At 54.7% G+C, this 21970-nt stretch carries 15 protein-coding genes; 8 read left to right on the forward strand and 7 right to left on the reverse strand.

From position 1 onward, the window contains the following. The first annotated feature begins 797 nt into the window (after positions 1-797). The gene (locus B0G81_RS11405) at positions 798-1973 is read left to right on the forward strand and encodes a thiolase domain-containing protein (protein ID WP_134135406.1); all 1176 of its coding nucleotides are present in this window, start codon (positions 798-800) and stop codon (positions 1971-1973) included. Between the two features lie 327 nt (positions 1974-2300). On the opposite strand, the gene B0G81_RS11410 is transcribed toward B0G81_RS11405, so the two are convergent. The 7 genes from B0G81_RS11410 to B0G81_RS43600 form a co-directional block, all read right to left on the reverse strand. Then, positions 2301-4217: a GGDEF domain-containing protein gene (locus tag B0G81_RS11410; protein ID WP_166678968.1), complete on the reverse strand. Its 1917-nt coding sequence runs from the start codon at positions 4215-4217 to the stop codon at positions 2301-2303. Between the two features lie 1427 nt (positions 4218-5644). Next, positions 5645-6274, reverse strand: a complete 630-nt coding sequence (locus B0G81_RS11415) for a hypothetical protein (RefSeq protein ID WP_134135410.1) — start codon at positions 6272-6274, stop codon at positions 5645-5647. A gap of 384 nt (positions 6275-6658) precedes the next feature. Further along, positions 6659-7465, reverse strand: coding sequence for an isocitrate lyase/phosphoenolpyruvate mutase family protein (locus B0G81_RS11420; RefSeq protein ID WP_134135412.1), 807 nt, complete (start codon positions 7463-7465; stop codon positions 6659-6661). Between the two features lie 69 nt (positions 7466-7534). Next, on the reverse strand, positions 7535-8179 hold the full coding sequence (locus tag B0G81_RS11425; RefSeq protein ID WP_134143080.1) for a glutathione S-transferase: 645 nt from the start codon (positions 8177-8179) through the stop codon (positions 7535-7537). A 210-nt stretch (positions 8180-8389) separates the two neighbouring features. Continuing rightward, positions 8390-8527 carry a hypothetical protein gene (locus B0G81_RS43595; RefSeq protein ID WP_166678969.1) on the reverse strand — a complete coding sequence of 46 codons (138 nt, stop codon included), beginning with the start codon at positions 8525-8527 and terminating at the stop codon, positions 8390-8392. A gap of 1919 nt (positions 8528-10446) precedes the next feature. Further along, entirely contained in the window at positions 10447-10836 is a 390-nt protein-coding gene (locus tag B0G81_RS11430; RefSeq protein WP_134135414.1) for an H-NS histone family protein, read from the reverse strand. 619 nt (positions 10837-11455) lie between these two features. Then, positions 11456-11593 carry a hypothetical protein gene (locus B0G81_RS43600; RefSeq protein ID WP_166678970.1) on the reverse strand — a complete coding sequence of 46 codons (138 nt, stop codon included), beginning with the start codon at positions 11591-11593 and terminating at the stop codon, positions 11456-11458. Positions 11594-11844: 251 nt separating this feature from the next. Here B0G81_RS43600 and B0G81_RS11435 point away from each other — a divergent pair, with 251 nt between their 5' ends. The 7 genes from B0G81_RS11435 to B0G81_RS11465 all read left to right on the forward strand — a co-directional run bounded on the left by B0G81_RS11435 (position 11845) and on the right by B0G81_RS11465 (position 21836). Then, positions 11845-12219, forward strand: coding sequence for a hypothetical protein (locus B0G81_RS11435; RefSeq protein WP_134135416.1), 375 nt, complete (start codon positions 11845-11847; stop codon positions 12217-12219). A 710-nt stretch (positions 12220-12929) separates the two neighbouring features. Further along, positions 12930-13559 (forward strand): TetR/AcrR family transcriptional regulator, encoded by a 630-nt coding sequence (locus B0G81_RS11440; protein ID WP_243856429.1) that lies wholly within the window; start codon positions 12930-12932, stop codon positions 13557-13559. Positions 13560-14618: 1059 nt separating this feature from the next. Beyond that, positions 14619-15590: a LysR family transcriptional regulator gene (locus tag B0G81_RS11445; RefSeq protein ID WP_166678971.1), complete on the forward strand. Its 972-nt coding sequence runs from the start codon at positions 14619-14621 to the stop codon at positions 15588-15590. 946 nt (positions 15591-16536) lie between these two features. Beyond that, positions 16537-17967, forward strand: coding sequence for a dihydrolipoyl dehydrogenase (gene lpdA / locus B0G81_RS11450; RefSeq protein ID WP_134135420.1), 1431 nt, complete (start codon positions 16537-16539; stop codon positions 17965-17967). A 678-nt stretch (positions 17968-18645) separates the two neighbouring features. Continuing rightward, on the forward strand, positions 18646-19746 hold the full coding sequence (locus tag B0G81_RS11455) for an IS5 family transposase (RefSeq protein ID WP_134143082.1): 1101 nt from the start codon (positions 18646-18648) through the stop codon (positions 19744-19746). Between the two features lie 733 nt (positions 19747-20479). Further along, positions 20480-21010 (forward strand): hypothetical protein, encoded by a 531-nt coding sequence (locus tag B0G81_RS11460; protein ID WP_134135422.1) that lies wholly within the window; start codon positions 20480-20482, stop codon positions 21008-21010. Between the two features lie 457 nt (positions 21011-21467). After that, positions 21468-21836: a hypothetical protein gene (locus tag B0G81_RS11465; RefSeq protein ID WP_166678972.1), complete on the forward strand. Its 369-nt coding sequence runs from the start codon at positions 21468-21470 to the stop codon at positions 21834-21836. The last annotated feature ends 134 nt before the right edge of the window (positions 21837-21970 follow it).

Below are 21970 nucleotides of genomic sequence, written 5' to 3' on the forward strand. Positions count from 1 at the left end.
CTACATGGCGACGCATTCTCGCGAGTCTATCGCGATGATTTTTAGGTTGCGATCGAAGTGGGCTCCGAAATTCTCAAATCGAGTATATCTGACACCCTCTTTCGGAGCTGATTCTGGGGCTTGTATCCGGCGTGCACGGACTTCCTTCCAAACTCGGGTGACAGTTGACCTTGATACGCCCAGCAGTCTTCCCATTGCCTCAGCGCTCGGACGATCCTCGCGTGCGCGAGTACCTGTTTCGACCAATGTCTGCAAGGCTCGGTCAGTAATGCGCCTCGAGGCTCCCGACCGCCGCCTATCCTGGAGACCATCGATCCCGCTGTTTGCAAAGCGCATGCGCCATCTTGAGACAGTGTGCTCGCCGATGCCGAATGAGGCTGCAACCCTCTATTGCTAGCACCCTCAAGGCACGCGAGGACAAATTTCGCGCGCATTTTCACTGATTCCTGCTCCGACGTCGACTCCATGACTTCTCGTAATCTGTCGATATGTTCACTTGGCACGAGCACTGGAAGTCGGGGCCTTCCTCGTATAGGCATACGTAAGCTCTTGACGTGAACATTATGAACACTTTCTTGAATAATGAAGCGAATCTATGAAGCAAAAAATAAGGGGCAACCGTAATGTAGTCGGACGACTGCCGGCCCATGTCTCGCAGATATACATTCTTCAGTGCGTCGCTGGAAAGTGATAGACCTGAAGAGCCCCGTCCCCACCGACGAGGCTAGTAGACGCGGGGAAGCCACGACATATGTGGAAAGCAGGCTACATAATGGGGAGCCATCGAGGTAAGGAAAATGGGTAGCGGTGTATCAATTGTTGCGAGTGCTCACACCCCGTTCGGCCGACTGAAGGACCAGACGCTTGAAGATTTGATCGTAACCGTTGCACGGGACGCACTCCGGGACGGACACATCGATGCAACGGAGATAGATGCAGTGTTCCTCGGACACTTCAACTCTGGAATGGTGCCCGACGGATTTCCAGCATCATTGGTGTTGCAAGCGGATCAGGGTTTGCGATTCAAACCCGCAGCACGTTGTGAGAATGCGTGCGCATCCGGCTCCGCTGCGATCCACGCAGGTATCAATGCGATCCGCTCCGGGGCGGCAGATCTGTTGCTTGTGGTCGGTGCCGAAAAGATGACTTCGAACTCGACAGAACAAGTCACTCGCGCTCTCGCGGGTGCGGGATACCATAATGATTGGTACGAGGCATCCCAGAGCTTCCCCCAACTTTTTGCATCTGCTGTTCATCAGTATAGACATCGCTACAAGGATCCGCGCTATGACATGGCCCGGATCGCCGCGAAAAATCACGAAAACGCCTTAGCAAACCCTCTCGCACAAATGCGTCGGGAAAAGACGGTAGATCACTGCAACGTGATTTCAGACACAAACCCCGTCATCCCTCCTCCTCTACGTTTAACAGATTGCTCGCTTATCTCGGACGGTGCCGCTGCCATTGTGCTGACCTCGACGGACGGAGCAAAGGACTTCTCGCGCGAAGTCGCTATCAAGGCAGCCACGCACGTGAACGACTTCCCGCCCGTTGCTGGTCGAGACATCCTTGCATTCGAGGGTGCGCATAGAGCTATTTCCTCGGCACTCCAGCGGGCGGACGTCACGCTCGCAAACATTGACTTTGCAGAGGTTCACGACTGCTTCACCAATGCCGAACTTCTTATCTACGAGGCAATGGGCCTTGCTCCACGCGGCGAAGGCTTCGAGGTACTTGACGAAGGAACAGTGTTTCCCGATGGGTGCCTCCCGGTCAACCTATCGGGAGGATTAAAAGCGAAGGGGCATCCAGTCGGAGCAACGGGTGCCTCCATGCATGCCCTCGCCTTCAGTCAACTTACGGGTTCGCCAATCGGCATCCCGGCCACGAATGCGGAGTTTGGTCTTGTCTTCAACATGGGAGGCATGGTCGTAGCGAACTATGCGAGTGGGTTGCAGGTCGTGAGGGCATAGCAGTGTTCCGGTGCGGAGGGCTCACAACGCCCTCAAGAGCTACCTGAAAGGATAGTAGGAGATTCGCGGGTGAGCACCTGCCACAGTGCTCATGCAGCGTAAGAAAAGGTATGGTGCGCAGGTAGTGACTCGCCACTTGGGGCGGTAAGCCGCGCGGGAGTGCGACAGGTACCACGGGCGACGATAGCAATGCCGCCCCCCTCAGCAGGGACTACCGTTACCCCTGCGACAACGATCTGCATGTGCCGGTTTGTGCATCATTAAGCTAACGGCTTCAAGTCATAGCTGAAACTCCTAGCGCTGATGCCGTTCGCTCGATCTCCACACCTAGCTAACGATCGGCGACGAGAACAGATTCGGCAGTTCTTCGGCGGGAACTGGGCGACTTATCAGATATCCCTGAATTTCATCACATTCGAACTCTTCAAGCATCTGCCTCTGCGCAGCCGTCTCGACCCCTTCGGCGGTCACAGCCAGATTCAGGTTGCGGCTCAGCTGAATGATTGTCTTTACAATGGCTTCTGCGTCGGCCTGCCCCGGTATGTCGTGGATGAAGGACCGATCGATCTTCAGGCGATCCACTCGCATAGTTTTCAGGTAACTCAGGCTTGAATACCCGGTCCCGAAGTCATCTAGCGATAATTTTACCCCGAGGGTGCGCAGGTCGCGCAAGCTCTGGAACGCTAATTCTCCGTCCCCGAGGAATGTACTTTCGGTCAGCTCGAGCTCGATCTCGGGCGCGCAGAGGCCACTCTGCCGCAGAGCGTCCGATACGGTCTTCAATAGATCTCCGCGACGGAGTTGGACCGCCGAGATATTGATTGCAATCCGTTGTAGCGGTAGCCCCGTCTTTTTCCAGATAGCGAATTGCGTGCAGGCTGTGTCAATCACCCAATCACCAATCGGCACAATCAAGCCAGTCTTTTCCGCGAGTGAGATGAAACTTGCTGGCCCAATAAGTCCATGGACAGGATGTTGCCATCTGATCAATGCCTCAACGCTAACAATCTTCTTCTGTTGGACGTCGTATTTGGGCTGGTAATGGAGGACAAACTCCCCCCTGCGAATCGCTTGTCTCAATTGCGCAAGAAGTGCTCGCTGCGCCTCTGCCTCAAAAGGCATATCTTCACTGAAGACATGATACCCGCTCTTCCCCGCTCCTTTAATGCGCTGAAGAGCGGCATCGGCTGCCCGTGTTAAATCGATTAAGGTCTCTGCATGTGCAGGATGAATGGCCACACCAATGCTCGCCGTCACTTCCAGCAAACTACTCACTGCAGCGTATGGTTCATTCAACGCTGCCAATAGCTCCTGAACAAATCGGTCGAGTCCGCGCGCAGCATCGAAATTGTAGAGAAGTATTGCAAACTCATCGCCCCCGTGTCGGCAAACGATTCCCTGGCTTCCTACATGTGCTACCAACCGCTCCGTGACCTCCACGAGGATTTTGTCGCCGCAGTCATGCCCCCATGCGTCGTTGATCTCCCGAAAATTGTCAAGATCAAGTAGCAACATCGGTGATTGCCTACCCACGGACACTGCTGGCTTTGTCAGCTCCGTGAATTGTGCCTGAAGTCGAAATCGATTCGGGGCACCCGTAAGGTGATCGTGATACGCGAGATAATCAAGCTTCTTCTTCGCCGCTTCATGTTCTTTTCGCGCACGAAGCGTTTTGATCCCAAAGGCGAGATCTGCGGTCATTGCCTCGAATAACCTGAGCTCCTTCGATCCGAAACCACTGGCCGCTGCGGAATAAATCGATAGCGCGCCAATGGGCTTGTCGTCGCACAGTAAAGGAATTGCCACTCCAGATCGGAAATCTGACGCGATAATTCCCTCATCGTCCTTTCCAGGCCTCTCCTCGCAGTCATCATCCATGGTTGTGACTTGCTGCTGCAGCGCCTCTGTCACGAGGCAACGGCGAAAATATCCGCGTCCGGCACTCACAAGCCTCATTAGCGAGTCGGCGCCACTTGACCACGAAACTGGCATGACGTAGCCAGCACGTGTTGGGTCAGGAAAGCCAACCCACGCCATCGTATATCCGCCGATGTCGACGGCCAGTTGGCAGATTTCGTTGAGAAGGGTCTGTTCGTCGGCAGCATGCATCATTGCATGATTGCAACTCACGATCAGGCGTAGGGCACGAGTAAGCGTGTCGCTTCGCAGGAACATTTCGTCGAGAGCGGACGAATCTCCGGCATCGAGACTTGGGCTACTGTCGTGTTTTATCGAAGCAGACATCTCCGAATCCCCGAGAACCGGCATAGTTTTCAGTGAACCTTTTCGTGGATCATGTCGCGATGGGCACCGTCGTACGGTGTCTCGATGCTTCTTGCGTCACGTACGTGCTTCCCGCTCGTTAGCAGGACGCCCGAAGCGTCTCCCGGTTGAATGCGCGTTTCTCTGGTCCCTTCCGGTACAACGAATGCAGTCAAGCGAAACACGTGGACGGTACGGATAGCTATGGTCAGGATTGAGATGCAAATCTGGTCGAAAACTAGCCAGCCAGAGTGAGATTCGGACGGCGCAACCAAGGGCAGAATTCGATACGCATATGATTGCCCGGTTCCGGCAGATTCCGTGGACGGGCGCCGCTGCGAATACGCAACAATTTAGCAGATATTTGTTATCCAGGCCCGCGTGCCGCCAGTCAATGTTCACAGCTTAGGTGCTGCTGTGCGGCGCGCACCGTTATTCAGACCGCAACGGACACTGAGCGGCAGCATTCAGATGGTCGCTACTGTCCCACTGCTTGCCCACCTAGTGCAGGCGCCTACATTCAGACTATTTCAATAGTGTGAGGATGTTTACTAAAATCCTAGGATTCCTAGCTGCTTGAGTCCTGCCATCAGTGCTTTCAAAATGTGCTGTTACACAACAAGAAAACAAGAGAATCACTAACGTTTCATCATTCCCTCCGTGAACATCTACAGGACAAGCTCACGGAATCCATAAAAATGCAACCTGCAGAGTGAAAATATCCGTTAGCCTTGCACTCGGTTCCGGAATGCTCCTGACATTTCTTGTCTTCATATCAGGCTTGACCGCTACGCGGAATCCGCGCTGTACGTTCGGCTCGATAAGATCGCGCGCGTCCGAAATCAGAAGGTGAAACTGGCGACTCAGCTAAAGTCTTCGGTGCGAGATAGAGTCATCATTTTGCGAAGCATCGCCCTGCTTGACGATCCACAAGAGATCGACGTGCAGTTGCCGAACATAAGCGCGAGCGCGACTACGTACGCCGAAACATACCAGACGTTGGATACACAACTTCGACAGGAACCTGGAGTCAGCGGTCGGGAGAGAGAACTCTTCACACAAGTTAAGGAAGATGAAAAAGCTGTGCTCCCCCTCTGGGACCAGACAATTGCACTTGTTTGAAGCGGCAATCAGAGAGCGACCGGGCAACTGCTCATGAAAGGCAGGAAAATTTTCAAGCGCGTGGACTGCACAACTCGATGAGCTTTCCCACTTTGAGACTGAGCAGACCGAGCAGATGGTTTGCGCTCAGCGGTCCCTGTTTTCGTTCCGAATACTTAACGTATTGAGCGGTCACCACATTGCTGCGTCGACGCATCAGATGAAAAAAAACGCCCGGCGAGTTCTCGGGCGAATCGGCGTGCAACGCGCGCCGCAATCGAACTGACGCGATAAGCCACTGCGCCATCTCAGACCGTATAGTGGCCAATCAAATGAGCATCGATGTCTTGCACGGTACCCTTGACAGTGAGTTCCTTTATCCGATCACGTCCCCCGCGTAGCTGCTGCCACTCACGGTAGCTGTAGAGATGCGCCGGCGCAAATGTAGATAGACCGCGCCGAGCGGGTCGTCGAATGGTAGATCCAGTATTGATGGCGGCAAGCTCTATCCTCTTGTTACACGTGCTCACGAGACTAAGCGTGTCAAATTCAAGGACGACCCGCTGCTCCCCGTGCTTTATGTTGGCCCTCAGGTGGCTGTTCAGGCTCTTTTCATCGACCCAGAAAAAAACGCGCTCATTCAGCAAGCGAATCCAGTCCCACGGTTCCAGATCATCGTCCAGGCATTTGGAGAGGGCTACTTCGCTGAGCGGCGCATTATCGGTCAACGTGACCTGCCCATAAGCAGGATGCTTGATAGTCACGCTCACAGGGCGCCGTCGGGTTTCTAAAAGTTCACGCTGTGCGGACGGGACATCGAAGAGCGTGAGGAGATCGCTTGCCGGTAGCAATCCGTGCTCCTTGATGCTTGACAAAGCGCTAGGTCGGGTGATGTGATAAAGACGCGGGTGGATCGATGAGAGTTCTTCGGGGGACAAGATGATTCTCGAAATAATCAAGACCAGAGCGGTCTAAGACTACGAAAAGGATGCGCCTTCCCATCGTTCGCGTATGTCGAAAGTAGGCTCAGACCGCAACGCACATCATTATTGCTTCGGTGCGCGGGAAGCTACTCGCGCACCGAAGCAGCGGGCGACACGAAGACTTAAGAGTTCGCCCGCCCGCCTGTTTGTTTTCACCTGAGTATCAGCCGCGCCAGCCAGACCGGACCTGACAGTGAAACGGCGGAAACACCCGACAGTCGGAACGATCTCACAGAGCTTTCGTATCCGGCCGCGAGAAGCGCACAGCGCGTTGTCGCAAACCGGCTCAAGCGAAAGTCCTGCCCGCCGCATTCTCAAGATGAAGCAGCCGCCCGAAGCCTAGTCTGCTGGAAAAAGGCGCTGTAACTGAGCGTAGGACGTAGCCCCTTCGAATACAGGGTCGGAGCTACCGCTTTGTAGGAAGTCGCGGGCGAGTTTCTCTGCTTTGCCCCACAACGCTTGGGAAATGCCAGATCCAGCGCTCAGGCGGCGTACTCCCAGTTTTCCGAGCTCTGCGGCATTTGCAAGTCCTGGCCAAGCCATTGCATTCAGAGGCAAAGAAATCGCATTGACGACTGCTGTGATGTCTTCGGGTTTGACGATTCCCGGCAAAAATAGGCCATCAGCTCCGGCCTTGGCATACAGATCGCCCCGATTGATTGACTCGTCCGCCAGCTTCGAGTCCTCGGCGAGTTGCGCGAGAAACACGTCGCTTCGCGTGTTCACAAAGACGTCTACGCCGGCCTTGGAGGCCGCATTTCGGATTGCCTCGATCTTCGAGGCAAGCAACGTAGCCTCATCCTGACCATCCTCGATGTTGATTCCCGCAACGCCGAGATCGACCAGCCGCATCACGTTCTCAGCCACTACATGAGGGTCATCAGAATAGCCGTTTTCGATGTCGAACGAGAGCGGCACTGTCAACACGCGCGCCATGCGAGCTGCGGCGGCGACCACTTCTCCAATCGGAAGAAGTCGACCGTCTTGATAACCAAGCGCCCAGGCGACACCTGCACTGGTAGTCGCTATCGCAACTGCTCCTTGACTTTCAAACAGGCGAGCGCTTCCAGCATCCCATGCGTTCGGAAGCCGAAGTGGCGTAGTGTTGTCATGAAGCTTTCGGAAAGTTGCAACTGCATTCGTCATGATTCCCTCTACCTAAGTTGTCTGCTAAACAGACCATGTTCAAGCGATTGCGCAGCTCGTTTCACCTTGTCAGGCTGGATTCTTAACTGATGGACGTTCGGACACTTTTGCATGCCACGCCTTGACCGCCTGGCACTCGTCGGGGATGTCGATTTTCGCAAATGCCGCAAAATACAGTCCGGCGAAAAGCGTGATGTCTGCCATCGAAAATTGATCACCGGCGACGTAGGGCTGGTTAGACAAAATACGATCGAAATAGTGCATTCCGGCTATGGCTCGTTGCCGCTCGAAGGCTCCCCATTGCGTACGCCCTTCCCACTGAGGCAGCTTATATGCCTCAACTGCGGGCCCCGCACCAGGTGTCCCATAGTGAAAGTAGATGCCAACGGCATACAGAACTTCCCGTTCTGCGCGTTTTTGCATCATATGAATGACAGCTTTTTCCTTTGGTGTCACACCCGTTAAAGATGGCTTGCCGGCCAAATTGTCAAGGTACTCGGTGATTGCGGTGCATTCCGAGATGTACGTCCCGTCGTCGAGTTGTAAGACTGGTATGGTGCCCTCAGGGTTAATGGCCAAGAATGGAGGCTGTTTGTGCTCGGCTGCGGGCAGATCTATTGTGACGAACTCAACCTGGCTCGAAAGACCCTTTTCCGCTAGGGCGATTCGTACACGAAGTGGATTCGGAAATCCAGGGTAGTCAAGAATGCGCATCATGTTCCTTGGTGTCTAGGGTGGTTGGAGGCGGGTAGGCAGAAGATAGTATCCCGTCTCGTACCAACCCGCACGCTGATCAACAACATTTATAGATTATACTAATAATCGTCATTTTGGTCGATCGATGCATCAATCTTGGTCTCATAGACTTAACGTGCGATCCTGCGCGGTCGACATCTAGCGTGCGCGGCAGTTGCCGAGCTGTTCTCAGCCGAGAAGCGGGCGCTTAACAACATTTTCTTCATACAGGTTGCGGATGGTCTGCTGGGGCGTGCGATACACTTTTGTCGACGAGATGGTGTCATGCAGAAAGCTTGACAGCAGTGATGCGATCACGATTTGCATACACTGTCACGCAGATCAGAATGGGCGCATTACTGGTTTCCTCAGTTGGAGGGAACTGCTGCAGGCCTGTGGACCTTCCCTGCCATACAGTGCTGCAAGCTTCCTCGATCAGCAACACTGCACTCAGCATGGAATAGTTACTGCCACTGTACGACACGACGGTGATAACACTTGTCTGGCGAGTCCGCTTGCACACAATGTTTCAGGGACGGCCACTCGCGGTGGCAAGTTGTCGGTCAAACGGTCGAAACGACGGGCACCATCTCTGACTCATTGCGGCGTATTGGAAATACTCGGCGTGACTGGGCGCATTTGCTTTTCAGAATCTGCTTGGTAGCGAAATTAAGAGGCTTGTTACAGAGAAGCGCGGCCGCAACGAAAGAGATCAAGTTGCCGCTTTAGCTTTCCATATCACAGATTGACAGCGGTGGCCGCATTCCACATCGGGCCGGCATGATAAATCTGGAAGTCCTGCAGGCTGTGAGGCGCGTAACAGACGTTGCGGGCGAGGTCAACGCGACGCATTCCGAACAAGGCACCGGAATCACGAAGGTCAACATCGCCGTTCCCAGTGGACCAAACCACACGGCGAAAAGCTGCTTTAGTCGAACAGGCCGGCGCGTCTCCTTACATTCTGAACAAACCACCCGACCTGTCGAAGCAAAAAGGGGGCGTCAGACAGACTCTTGCATAAGGCAGCTACTGATTGGCCGCTCCATCGACAAGCAACTATTCGTTTTAGACGAAGAATAAATTCAGACAGCGGGTATGTATTTCCATTCTTAAATTGGGTATTCTTTGCCGTGATCAAACCCATGTGCGATGTGTCTTTCAATCTCCTGCATGCGCAGAGGTGCGATCACATGCGAAAGGCTTTTCGACAATTGCTGCTCCTCCAAACCCTGTGGCTCGTGTCGAGTGGGCACAGCATCTGCTGTGCCTTTTTTTTCCGCTCGGCTCGAAGATCTCGGCCGTCAGACCGAAGATAAGAGTCTGAGATAGGGAGAGTCGCTTGAATGCTGTCGTTTTAAGAACAATCTTAAATGTCGAGGCACGCTGGGGTCGATGCTATGTAAAGGGAGTGGGATGCTCTAGCCCAAAGGTCGTATCGACGAAGGATTGACCGACTGTGCTGCAGTGGGTGCTGGGAGCACAGTAGGCCGCTGATTGCTGCGATGTTAACCTGGGCTTGAAGATGGGCCTGAAAACATGCAGAGCACATGGAAGATGGATCGAGCGGTAGGCCCCCCGAAGCCAACGAATCACAGAAATACAACTACATCAGCTTACATCGGCGGCTGTCGCGGGATACAGTGTCATGCGTGTTGACAGGATGAACGCGCAACGCGGGCGTCGACGGAAACGTCCGTACTCGGCGCGGTTTCGGATCATCTTGCATACGAGACCGTGGGTGATCGCAGAAGCCGGCGCAACTTTAGCGCTGTGGATATGCGTAGACCGAAGGGCTATCGAAGTTTTGAAATAATGGAACGGAGGCTGCTTCACGGTACGCCCCGCGTCGATTCGGCGCAGGGCGTTGTCCGGAAGAATATCTCAATTTGAGAGTGAGAGTCTCGTCACTCCCGCATGGTACGCTAGGCGGCGACTAAGCGCGGAGAGGACGTCAAGCCGCTGTTTAAGTACGAATTGAGAACGCCCGCCATAAAATGACGAAGCAGCGCAGACGCTGTAGGAGCGCCTGGCCAGCGTCACTCCCGCAACAGAGGTCGATGTTCAGCAGATTTTTTGTGACTGAACAATCGCTGTTACTACATCTGTGGCATGCACAGCTAGCTCGTTCTGCCCCGTTCTTCACACATTTTCTTTGTGCTGCACTACGGCTGCTAGAAGACCTCCGGCGATGACAAACGTCATGGCTGAAGCCACGTCTACCGCCTAGCGGCGACGGCACGTTCCCTCTAGCCGCGCTTGCCCTTTGCTGTCATCGGCACCGCCATCGCCGGACCTTCGATCAGGAATTTACTGCGGTCCTTAGCATCTTTAATCCAAGCTGGCGGTCTTGCTCTTCCGCTCCAAGTTGCCCCAGATACAGGATCTCTGTATTTCGGAGAAACTTTCACTTGCGGAGCCTTCGTGGCTGCGGCGTGCACGCCATTCTTCGATCCTGCTGGTCGACCTCGCTTGCGCAATTCCGCTGTCTCAGCCTCAAGATCCTGCACTGAAAGTCCATGGTCAGCCATCATCTTTTTGATGCTGGAAATAACCGAGGCGGACTTCTTGCGACGGAGATCGTCGGCCTTCTTTTGCAGGTTCGCGATCCGTTGCTCAATCTGGGATAACGTAGCCATCGTGTCTTTGGACTAAAAAAGTTGGGAAATAACGACTCCGTCTCACAAGCACATCTCGCGCACCAATCGAGCCGGATTAGGTTGGACTATAGCCCGCTAGACGGACAAAGAAAAGAATTTTATGAGAATTCGCTAATAGTATACGAGTTTTTGACAATACTATTTTCGTAAACAAGAAGAATGTAGCGGGCACTAGGCGGTGCGATCCTAGTCCTTCGGCTTGCCGTTCTAGCTCGGAGCAGGTCGATGTTTGCCGTCAACTTTCGGCAGTAGCCTTGACACCGTAAAGACGGGATCAGCTTCGGTGCACACTTGGGAAATCTTTGGAAGATACCCTTCGCGCCTCCTTACCGCTATTCTTAAGGAATCGCCTAGTCGGGCATCCTGATGGAGGCGCCACGATTCAGCTTTAGGTACGCTGAGAGGCTTGACTCTTCGATAAGCACGAAACGCTGAAGGCTGCGCTGGTAACCGCACCGACTGAGACGCGAAAGCTGCTGGCTAGATGCTCGTCACATTCAAGGCAGGCCCACCACCCTATTCAGGGCGCTTTCAAGCCTCCTTGCCTCGCCCCACAGCTTTTTGCCTCCACAGGCTTGGAAGCGTCCCTTGGAGTTCGTCAGACCGCACGCTGGCGTGATCGGACGCCTACCGCAGCATGGTCTAGAACGTGATCCAACGCGTAACAGGGCACGGGCTTCGCCATCTTTGCCTTCGCGAGCGTCAGCGCGGCCACGTTTTCAATGATGGTGGTCACGGTGCTTTCCGACGGACGCCGAGGAGAGCTTGTGCAACTGCGCTATCTTAAATTTCTTGTCCCACGCCGGGCTTGAAGATCGAGGGCCCCAGGCCGGGGACGAAAATCTCTTTGCAAAAATCGAAGCCGGATTCTGCTGATTTCCCATGGAGAATTGAGGATGTGCTTATACGGAAACAGCCGTATCGGCACATGTAGTGCGCTTCATGGCACTGTGAAGGCGTGGCGCTACATCAGGATAAGCGTGGCTGGTGCGCCGTTGGGCGCTCAACCACCAACTGGCAGCGAAGACCACGCTGGATGTGGCGCACGGCGCGCTTTGGATTGCTTTTCATGTCGACCACGTGGCCGTGACGGAGAGTGAGCCGCTTGGCAACATTTTGCGACCGCTGCGGTTTCTATTGCTGGAGGAATCCACCGGCTCAAGCCCGCGCAATGCGTTAGGCTCAGATGCGCTGACTGCGGCAGCTACGTGGGCGAAAGATGCGCGGAAGCCATTGGCCGCTGAGGACCTCAACTTCACGAAAAAAATGCAGCTTCACAGCTCAGTCCGCAGGGCACACGCATGCCTTTTGGGGCTGCTCTACGCAAAATACCGGCAACTGCGCGAGGCGAAGTACTTCTGAGTAAGCGTCGAACCGGTCAGAATTGATCCAGTCTATACGGCGACCATCAGCGCGGCGAAATACACATCGCGACGCGCCGATGTCTGCATGCTGCTGCGACGAGCGCGGTCGCCCATCGTGCGCAGAAGTTGGCTGAACGTCTGCCTCGCCCGAATACGGCTGTCCGTGTTCCGGTACGAAGTGATCACGCTCTCGATCTACCCGCAAAGAAAAATCGGGAGTCGCGTGTGGCTGTCCGGCGCGGCGTTCATGCGGCGCACAGAGGTATGGTACGCGAGCGCTGATTTGCTGCCCTGGCTCGGGGCGCTCGCCGCGCCGGTGTGTGGAAGGTACCTTTGGTTACCGTGGCATCACCGCGCCATTCGGCAGCGGCGCCCGCTTACCCTGCGAAGACAATCTGCATATGCAAATTTGCGCACATTGAAATGAACCCCAAAAGGTTCCGGGCGCTATCAAGCTACGGCGAGGTCCAGATGTACCCGTCAGGCGACCTGACAAAAGCCCCTCCCTTCCATTTCAAAAAAATGTCAGCCTTCAAGCAGAAGATTAGCGAAATAAGCTTCCTGAAGATTGTAGGTAAAATCTTACCGATATAATGTTTCGAAATAGTTTGACGCTCGCATTCAATCTGACCCTATTTGCGGGCTCGTTTGGAGTCCATCCCCGGCGAGTGTTGCCTTCGATCAGCGACGCGCATGATCTGGATTATCATGTTGTTCTACAACACTTTTTACCCCTTTGGAGCACACATTATGGGACATTCACAAGCGGAAAAGGCCGAAACTCATCAGCGGATTGTTGATGTTGCTGCCAGACGCTTTCGTGAGCTTGGGATTGAGGGCATTAGCGTTGCGGATATCATGAAAGAGGCAGGCCTGACAGTCGGTGGCTTCTACAAGCATTTCACTTCTCGCGACGACTTGGTTGTCGAGGCTCTGATGGCGTCGTTTGCCGAGATAGAAGAGTCTGAACTGACCCAGCAGCCGACGCTCAAGAAAACCATCCAAGCATATCTGTCGGAAAAACATCGGGATGAAGTGCATAGCGGCTGCGCGCTATCATCGCTAGTTAACGATGTCTCGCGAAGCACAGATGATGCGAGAGAGGTCTATACCCAACGGCTGGAACGTAGCTTGTTGCATATCGAAAATCAAGTTCCACCGGAGATCGATGGCAATCATCGAGCTAAAGCGATTCTGGCTTATAGCGCTTGCATCGGCGCTATGGGTCTGTCGCGAGCAGTTTCAGATCCCAAGCTGTCACGCCAAATTCTCAATACTGTCGCAGCAGAGCTCATATCTTTGTTTTCAGCAAAGCAGTCACAGGATTCGGTCGCGTAGGAAGTTATGCCCTAGACTAGTAAGTTGCCTGCTTTACTGTGCATCTACACACGTGGCAGATTTTCGGTGGGGTATGCGGCCGTGCCCACGACCCTACTTCTCTGCTACAGGAGCCAGCGCGCCAAACAGCGACAAGGATATTCGCGCCACCGCGCATCCCAATGCGCGCAAAAACTGTTCATGCTGACGGCCTGCGCGGGGCAAACGGCTGTCCCGCTAAGAGTTCTTTTCACGCTCCAGCGTGGTGAGCCGCTCCTGGTGGCAAGCCATTCCTCACACGCATATCCGCCTGTACGCTGCTCGATCGTCGGGCCAGGTAGCCATGCGCCCCCCTCCCTTTCCCCTGCTGGTAGCTTCACAGAGTGATGGTCGCTTCGCGCCAGACACGGTAGCAATCTTGACGCGCGGCAGGACCGTCAGCCAATTTCAGCTGGTGACTACGACGGGCGACAACTCGCTTCGCTGTAGCATGCACACTCGAGCTGTGTCGAGATTCACATCTCGCCGCATTGATCGTTGATGGGCGGATGGAACAATCCCGATCGACACGACCGGCCGTGCGCAGTGACTCTGCTTCAATTGCCTTCTTTTCTTTCCGATGAAACCCCACTCCTCGGCGCTTACCGGTTAAATGCCGTCTTAGGCTAAGCCCTTCCTCAGTCGAGGTATCTGAGCGCACCGTGGCAACCTGCCCAGAGTCTGAATCTTCCTGTGCTGCAATGAAAACTGCAACTCTGCAGCAGGCTGCTAAATAGATTGGCCACGCTCGCTGCGAAACGGCGGCGTCTCATCGCAGTCCAAATCCAAGGCTACCGCTGCGCGTCAGGGTGCCCCTTTGCGTTCTCTTGCGGTGCAATACAGCTCACGACCTTCGTCAGCTTGGGGACACGGTATTGATGACTCGCACCAATCATATGACCAAAACCAGCCAGTCGCCTGACTTAATTGAGATAAATGGTTATAATCCAGAATACAATTCGCATGGATTTGAGTAATCCGCGTTTCCCTAACCCTTCAACATCGTTGCGGCCGACCTACAGTTGCCGCGCAGGGAGTGGCATGGACCGGCTTCAGGCAATGCAGACGTTCATCAAGGTCGTCGAGATGAACAGTTTTTCGCGAGCTGCAGATGCACTGCAACTGCCGCGAGCGTCGGCTACGACGATCATCAAGAACCTTGAGGCGCACTTGAAGGTTAGCCTGATGCGGCGGACGACCAGGCGACTGAACCTGACACCGGAGGGTGCACAATATTACGAACTATGCGTCCGCATTCTTTCCGAAATCCAGGAGTGTGAAGACGCTATCGCTAATACAGGTAACGGTCCGCGCGGTCAGTTACGAATCGATATGCCAGGCTCCATCGGCCGATTAATCGTAGCTCCGAAGATCATGGAGTTCCGCGAACGCTATCCGGACATCGATCTGATCATTGGATTTGTCGACAAACCAGTATGCACCGCGCAAGACGACGTGGATTGCGCCATCCGCTCAGGCGATATGCACGACTCAAGCCTCATTCGACGCCGCCTGAGTGAAGTTCCGATACTTACGGCCGCAAGTCCCAAGTATGTGGAGCGCCACGGCAAGCCGACCAACCTCAGTGATTTACAGAATCATTTCACTGTCCATTATCACTCAGATGCAACCAGCCGAGCTGCCGCCTTGAATTTTGTGGTCGAGCAAGTCCCGCGAGAAGTCGAAATGAGACGAGCGTTGATGCTAAGTGACATTGAGGCATACGTGACATGCGGTGTCACAGGTGCTGGGATCATCCAGGCTCCACGCTTTCTGATCCAGGCCCACCTGGACTCGGGACGGCTTGTTGAAGTTCTTCCTCAGTGGAAGCCTCTTCCTATATCAATATCGGCGCTATACCCGCCCAATCGACATCTGACCGCGAAGGTGCGCGTCTTTGTGGAATGGATTGCCGCAGTTTTCGAGAGCTGCCCGACCATGCGTACATCTGAAGTCACTGCGCCATCAAGTTTTGACATCTCGACATTCAATGATGTCGCATCGTCTCTGTGATCTCTTTGGACTCAGCTACAGGTGTTCTTCTCGCTGGACGGTGCGCAAATTGGCTTGACGACATCAGCGCTTGCGTGGATGCGCCAAAAAAGAATGTTGGACGCTGCAGGAAGTTCGACACGGTCACGGCGTGATCTGCCGAGCAACCGCTTAGGCGGTGGCCCAGCGACTTATCCTTATTATTTTGCTAGCAAGGCTGTGAGCTGCCTTGCTGCGAGTACAGTAAGACATTGAAATCAGCGACATTGTGAACTTAGCACCTAAGCAGTATTGTGCGAGAATTGGCAGCTCCTCGTTTGACTACTGTTTTCATGCGCCAACGGATAGTCACGCATGCTTCTAAAAAATGATGATCAGACTCAAACCGTGCATGATGAGAGACTCAAAGACATAGACGACAGAATTTTACGGCCGGCCCAAAGAAACCAGAGCGCCATGTCCGAATTTCAACATGAGTCGCTGTCGACACGGCTGCAGCTTTCACAGAGCGTGGCGATTGGCAACTTCTGCGTCAATTGAAAGTTTGCTGCGGCCAGCGTCTTGACCGCTTGATGCACGCTCGCGTTGGCGACCGGAAATTTTCCGTGCGGCCTCCAGGCATAATCGCTAGCATCATGTCGCGCCCTGCCCGCCATCGCCAGCGCAACCTTCCCGCAGGCGAGCTCACGATCTCTGAAGCCAACTAAGGACAGCTAAAGCGACTAGCGTATTTACCGGCCGAGACCGGCATAGAAAAATGCATACTTATGAGCCAAAAAAAACGTTAGATGCTATATTTTTTGCCCGTCGACATTCATGTCAACAAGGGCAGCATGACGGCTGAAGCGAGAATCCGAACTGAAAGCCGGATTGCAGACAATCTGTATCTCTGTCACACCGCGATAAATAACTTGACTGCCCGAGCGAGATATTCTGACGCGCCGCGCATCTCAAAAAAAGGATAGCCATGTCTATGGAATTTGACGTTGTCGTGATCGGCGCAGGGCCGGGCGGCTACATCGCAGCGATTCGCGCAGCGCAACTCGGCAAGTCAGTAGCCTGTATCGAGAACTGGAAGAACCCGGCCGGCAATCCAAAGCTGGGGGGCACGTGTCTAAACGTGGGCTGCATTCCGTCGAAGGCGCTGCTCGCTTCGTCGGAAAAATTCGAGGACGTCTCACATCATCTCGGAGATCACGGTATCACCGCGAACGATGTGAGGCTTGATATCACAAGGATGCTTGCGCGCAAGGAGGCCGTCGTCGAAAAGATGACAAAGGGCGTCGAGTTTCTGTTTCGCAAGAACAAGATCGTCTGGCTCAAGGGTCACGGCAAGTTCAGCGGAAGGAGTGACGCAGGCGTTCGGATCGACGTGTCAGGTGACACCGGCGCTGAAACTGTGACCGCGAAAAACGTCATCATCGCTACAGGCTCAAAGGCGCGCCATCTCCCGAATATTCCGGTGGACAACAAGATTGTCTCAGACAACGAAGGTGCTCTTTCGTTCGATTCCGTTCCGAGAAAGCTTGCGGTGATAGGCGCAGGCGTAATTGGACTGGAACTGGGTTCCGTCTGGCGGCGCCTTGGCGCGGATGTGACATTGCTTGAAGCGCTTCCCGCTTTTCTCGGCGCTTGCGATCTATCAATCGCCAAGGAAGCCGCAAAGCAATTCAAACAGCAGGGATTGGACATTCACGTGGGAGTGAAGGTCAATGAGGTAAGCGCGACTGACAGCAGAGTCTCAATTGCTTACACCGACAGCGACGGCAATGCGGCGACGCTCGACGCCGACCGCCTGATTGTTTCAATCGGGCGCGTGCCGAATACGGACAATCTGGGTCTGGACGCAGTTGGACTCGCGGTAGATTCGCGCGGCTTTATCCCCGTAGATGAGCAGTGCGCGACGTCTGTACCAAACATCTACGCAATCGGTGACGTGGTGCGCGGCCCGATGCTCGCGCACAAAGCCGAAGACGAGGGGTCGATGGTTGCGGAAGTGATTGACGGCCAGAAGCCGCTCATCGACTACAACTGTATTCCGTGGGTGATTTATACCGAGCCAGAGATTGCATGGGTGGGCAAGACCGAACAACAACTGAAAGCAGAAGGTCGTGAAATCAAGACCGGCCAGTTCCCGATGCTGGCCAACGGCCGCGCACTCGGAATCGGCAAGTCCGACGGCTTCGTGAAGATGATCGCTGATGCGGAGACCGATGAGTTGCTCGGCTGCCACATCATTTCGGCGAACGCATCTGACTTGATTGCCGAAGCAGTAGTGGCGATGGAGTTCGGAGCCGCATCGGAAGACATCGCGCGAACTTCACATCCGCACCCATCGTTGTCGGAGGTGATGCGTGAAGCCGCTCTTGCCGTCGACAAACGTGCACTGAATATGTAGATTCCCTTTCTGTGCAGGGTGACTCCGAGGATCGGGCGGCACGAACGCTCGATCTTGTATCATCCCCTCTTGAGATGTCGGATAATGACGCTACTGTCGCATCCGTTGCATTTTGCGCGATCTCCAGATCCATTGCGGCAGGCCCGGGATCAATGCAGATTGCCAGTTCGTCTTCCCGCGCGGCCTTTGCGCAATCGAAGCTGGTGTTGTACGTAACGTGTGCCCGGATGGGTGATGCTTCAATGGATGCCGGTGCCGCCAATTGGGAGGGCTTGCTTGATCGATTGGGACAGAACGGAGACACCAATCAAACACTTTAATCTAGAACTGAGCCAATGCGCGGTAGACACAACGACGGTGGCGCCGGAATAGCACATTTTTTTCCGTCTCAGCCGACAACGTCGCTCAATCTGGTTAAACAATTGAACTTCCCGTAATCGTAATTAGAATATTTCTGGTAAAAATAACCATAGAGGCGAAGAATAAACGCGACGAGCCTATGGCACGCTACGTTATCCGGGGAGCTGGACCGTACCCAACAGGCACCCGAAACGCGGAAGTATCTCGCAGTTCTTTCGTCCTCGTCTAACAGGCCGTTGAAATACCTGATGTGGCGGTCATCCGTAACGAAGGCGTAAACGTTGAACTGAGGTCATCAATGAGAGCGAGATGGAACGGATGCGTGGGCCAGATGGTTTTACCGAGTCAATGTTCACGGTGCTGAAGCTGGACGATTTTGTGCCGAAGGACCATCCGTTGCGTCCGATTCGCGCGTGGCTCAATGACGCGCTTGAACGCATGGACAATGTGTTCGCGCGAATGTACGAGGCTGACGCGAAAGGAGGTCGCCCGAGCATCGCGCCGGAGAAGCTGGTGCGAGCTCTTTTGTTGCAGGTGCTGTACTCAATTCGTAGCGAGCGCATGCTGGTGGAACAGATTTCCTACAACATGCTGTTCCGCTGGTTCGTTGGCCTGCCGATGGACGGGACCGTGTGGGACCACTCGACGTTCAGCAAAAACCGCGACCGGTTGCTCGAACACGATGTGCTGGTGTTGCTGTTCAACGAGACAGTCGAGACCGCGCGCGAGCGCGGATATCTTTCCGGGGAGCACTTTAGCGTCGACGGTACGTTGATTCAGGCATGGGCCGGGCATAAGAGCTTCATGCCGAGGGCAAGTCCAGACGAAGACGACACGCCTCCTGACGAACCGCCAGCGCCGAATGACAACTGGCACGGACAGAAACGCAGTAACGAGACGCACCAATCGACGACGGACGAGCAGGCGCGCCTGTTTCGCAAGAGCAAAGGAACCGGAGCGATGCTCTGTTATATGGGCCACGTGCTGACCGACAACCGGCACGGCCTGGTGGTCAACGCACAGGTGACGCTGGCGACGGGCACCGCCGAGCGCGACGCGGCTGAGCTGATGCTTGCTGATGCCGCAAGTGTTGCGCCTCTCAGCATCACCGTCGGCGCGGACAAAAACTACGACACGGCCGGCTTCGTAGCCAGTTGTCGCGCGAATCGTGTCACGCCGCATGTGGCGCAAAACGATGGACGTCCAGGAGGTTCAGCAATTGACGAGCGAACTACGCGTTGGCCGGGTTACGCGGCCAGCCAGCAAAAACGTAAGCGCATTGAGCAGGTGTTCGGATGGGGAAAGACAGTCGGACGGATTCGACAAGCGATGTATCGAGGACTTGAACGCGTAGACCAGCTCTTCGTGCTGACGCAGGTCGGCTACAACCTGACGCGTATGCGCACACTTGCCGGTTGAGGGGCAGGAAGCAATAGACAGTACCGATATGGTGAACCCGCGAGCAACGTCGAATGCCCGCGAACGTGTTCCACGTTTCAAAAGTGCGAACCCAGCATCCGTCGCAATGCATCTGAGCGCCTCAACGACGGATATTTCAACGGCCTGCTAACCTATGAAGCAGCATCCCGTATCTACATTCCGCGCTCGCTTGCGCCCGACTTCGCAGGTCGAGCTCGTAATCGCCGCAAGGCATTGCGGAAGTCCGTGCCGGAAATGGCGGCGCTCGTCGATGTCATGCCGTTGACTGTCGCCAGATGGGAGTTGGGTAATGTGCCTGATAATAGGCTCCGCACGAGAATCGACGCGTGAGAGGTCGCATTACTAGTGGCAGCCGGTTGGCTACTATCGCCAGAAGACAATATCTTGTCCAAGCCTGCAATTTCGGCGTCATCGCCTACGCCCCTTTGGTCTCGATGGCTTACGACCGCTTGTTCATTTCAGCGGCCGCCGGTCGCGCATCCGGTTCTCGCGCTCGGGCCCGTCGACGTAGTCTCGGGCTTTCATTAGCACAGGTCGCAGAACGAGTTGAAGTATCCGTGCCGACTTTAACCAATGGGAAAAAGGAGAGCTTCCCCGTTCAATGCACAGCAGTCGTCTGCTCGCATGGGAAACGGCTCTCGCCCTACCCGCTGGCGACCTTGTTGCTCCAGACAGCGAAGAGCCAGCGGTTCCAACTCCCAGGCGACAGCGCGTGACGATCGCAGCCGATACCGTGACGGATGCAATCTGGAAAGTTGCAACCTGTCTGGCCACACGAGGTCGAAATCTGGTTTTTCCTGATCAACCCATTGATGTGGCAGCACAGCGCGACGCGAATCTCTTTGCCCGTCGGTATGGTGTGGACGGCGAGGAAGGCACGACCTTGACAGCACTCGGCACGCCCTTGGGAATTACCAGAGAGCGGATGCGTCAGATAGTTCAGAAATCGATCGAGCGTTCCGCTCAATTTGAGTTTGATATCCCAGTACTTGACGCCCTCGACCTCGCCTGTGCCTCATGTCTTCCCTGCCCAGTGTCCGTCCTGAACAATCATACGCGTACGCTACTGGGTGAACTTCTGATTTTCGAACATGCGTGTCTTTTTGCTGGTGATCTGCTTGGAAGGCGCATTGCCCGCATGAGCGAGTCGGTCATGCGGCCGGGTAGTCTGCGCATTGATTCCTGGGCATGTGCTCCGGACGATGACGATATTGCAGAAGTCGAAGACGTCAAAGGAGTCTGAAGCCTTGCGTACGCAATGATCCGCTCTTGCGCCGTGGCTCATCTCCCCGCTGTTGCCGGCACAGCATCACTCATTTACGGGCAGCAAGGTGCGAGCCTCGCCGGTATACTGCAGTCGGTGAGGGCTTTGAATGGCTTGATGTGGATAAGACGTGGTTCTGGTTTGGGCCAGAAAAACCCGGTCACAACATCATCCTTACCGTCGCTCGAAAGGTTTTCACGGTCGCACGTGAACGGGTTGACATTGCTGATCTGCTGGCGGCGATCATGCGCTATCGGAGCAGGACAGCAACTCCAGAATTTACCGCAACAGCTCGTTGATGCTGATTCCGCCGATCCATATTACGCGCGCGGTTCTTGATGGACTTGCCTAGCTTCAAGTTGTCCAATACGACGACTATTGGGCGAACATTCCACTGGATCCAGTGGAAGAGCTGTCAGAGACGGAGTTGCGACTGGTGGCTGCGCTCGAGGCGAACGGTGGCGTGGCGAGCCGTTCTGAGCTGAGATCCGCACTTACGGACATCAAGCTCATCACCTATCCAACTGCGCTCATGACGACACCGATTTTCCGTCTCGTCAATCACGGCATTTATACCGTTGTGGGAAGACCGCTCGGTCCCATCGCGTTTATGCGCGCCATGTCGAGGCGCGAAGGAATGTTGAACCGCATCGAGGCTTCCCGTCACCCTGATGGAAACGTGAGTTTTCCTTACATCATCGCGGAGTTCGCCGCAAAGAGTAAGGTGTGCACTATCCCGCCAAGTGCTGTATCGCACGTGCCGGCGGGCGAATATCGCATACGAGATTCCTCGTTCGATTGTTGACTGTGTCAATCGCTCGTCAGGGGCGACGGTCTTTAACCGCCTGGTGCAAGAAATGCTTGTGCAAGACTATGACTGTGGCGATGTCGTGCGAATCAACGTTTATCCGGAGAGCAGAATCATCGAGCTCGCGCCGG

It is taken from the genome of Paraburkholderia sp. BL6665CI2N2 (assembly GCF_004366535.1).
Taxonomy (GTDB): domain Bacteria; phylum Pseudomonadota; class Gammaproteobacteria; order Burkholderiales; family Burkholderiaceae; genus Paraburkholderia.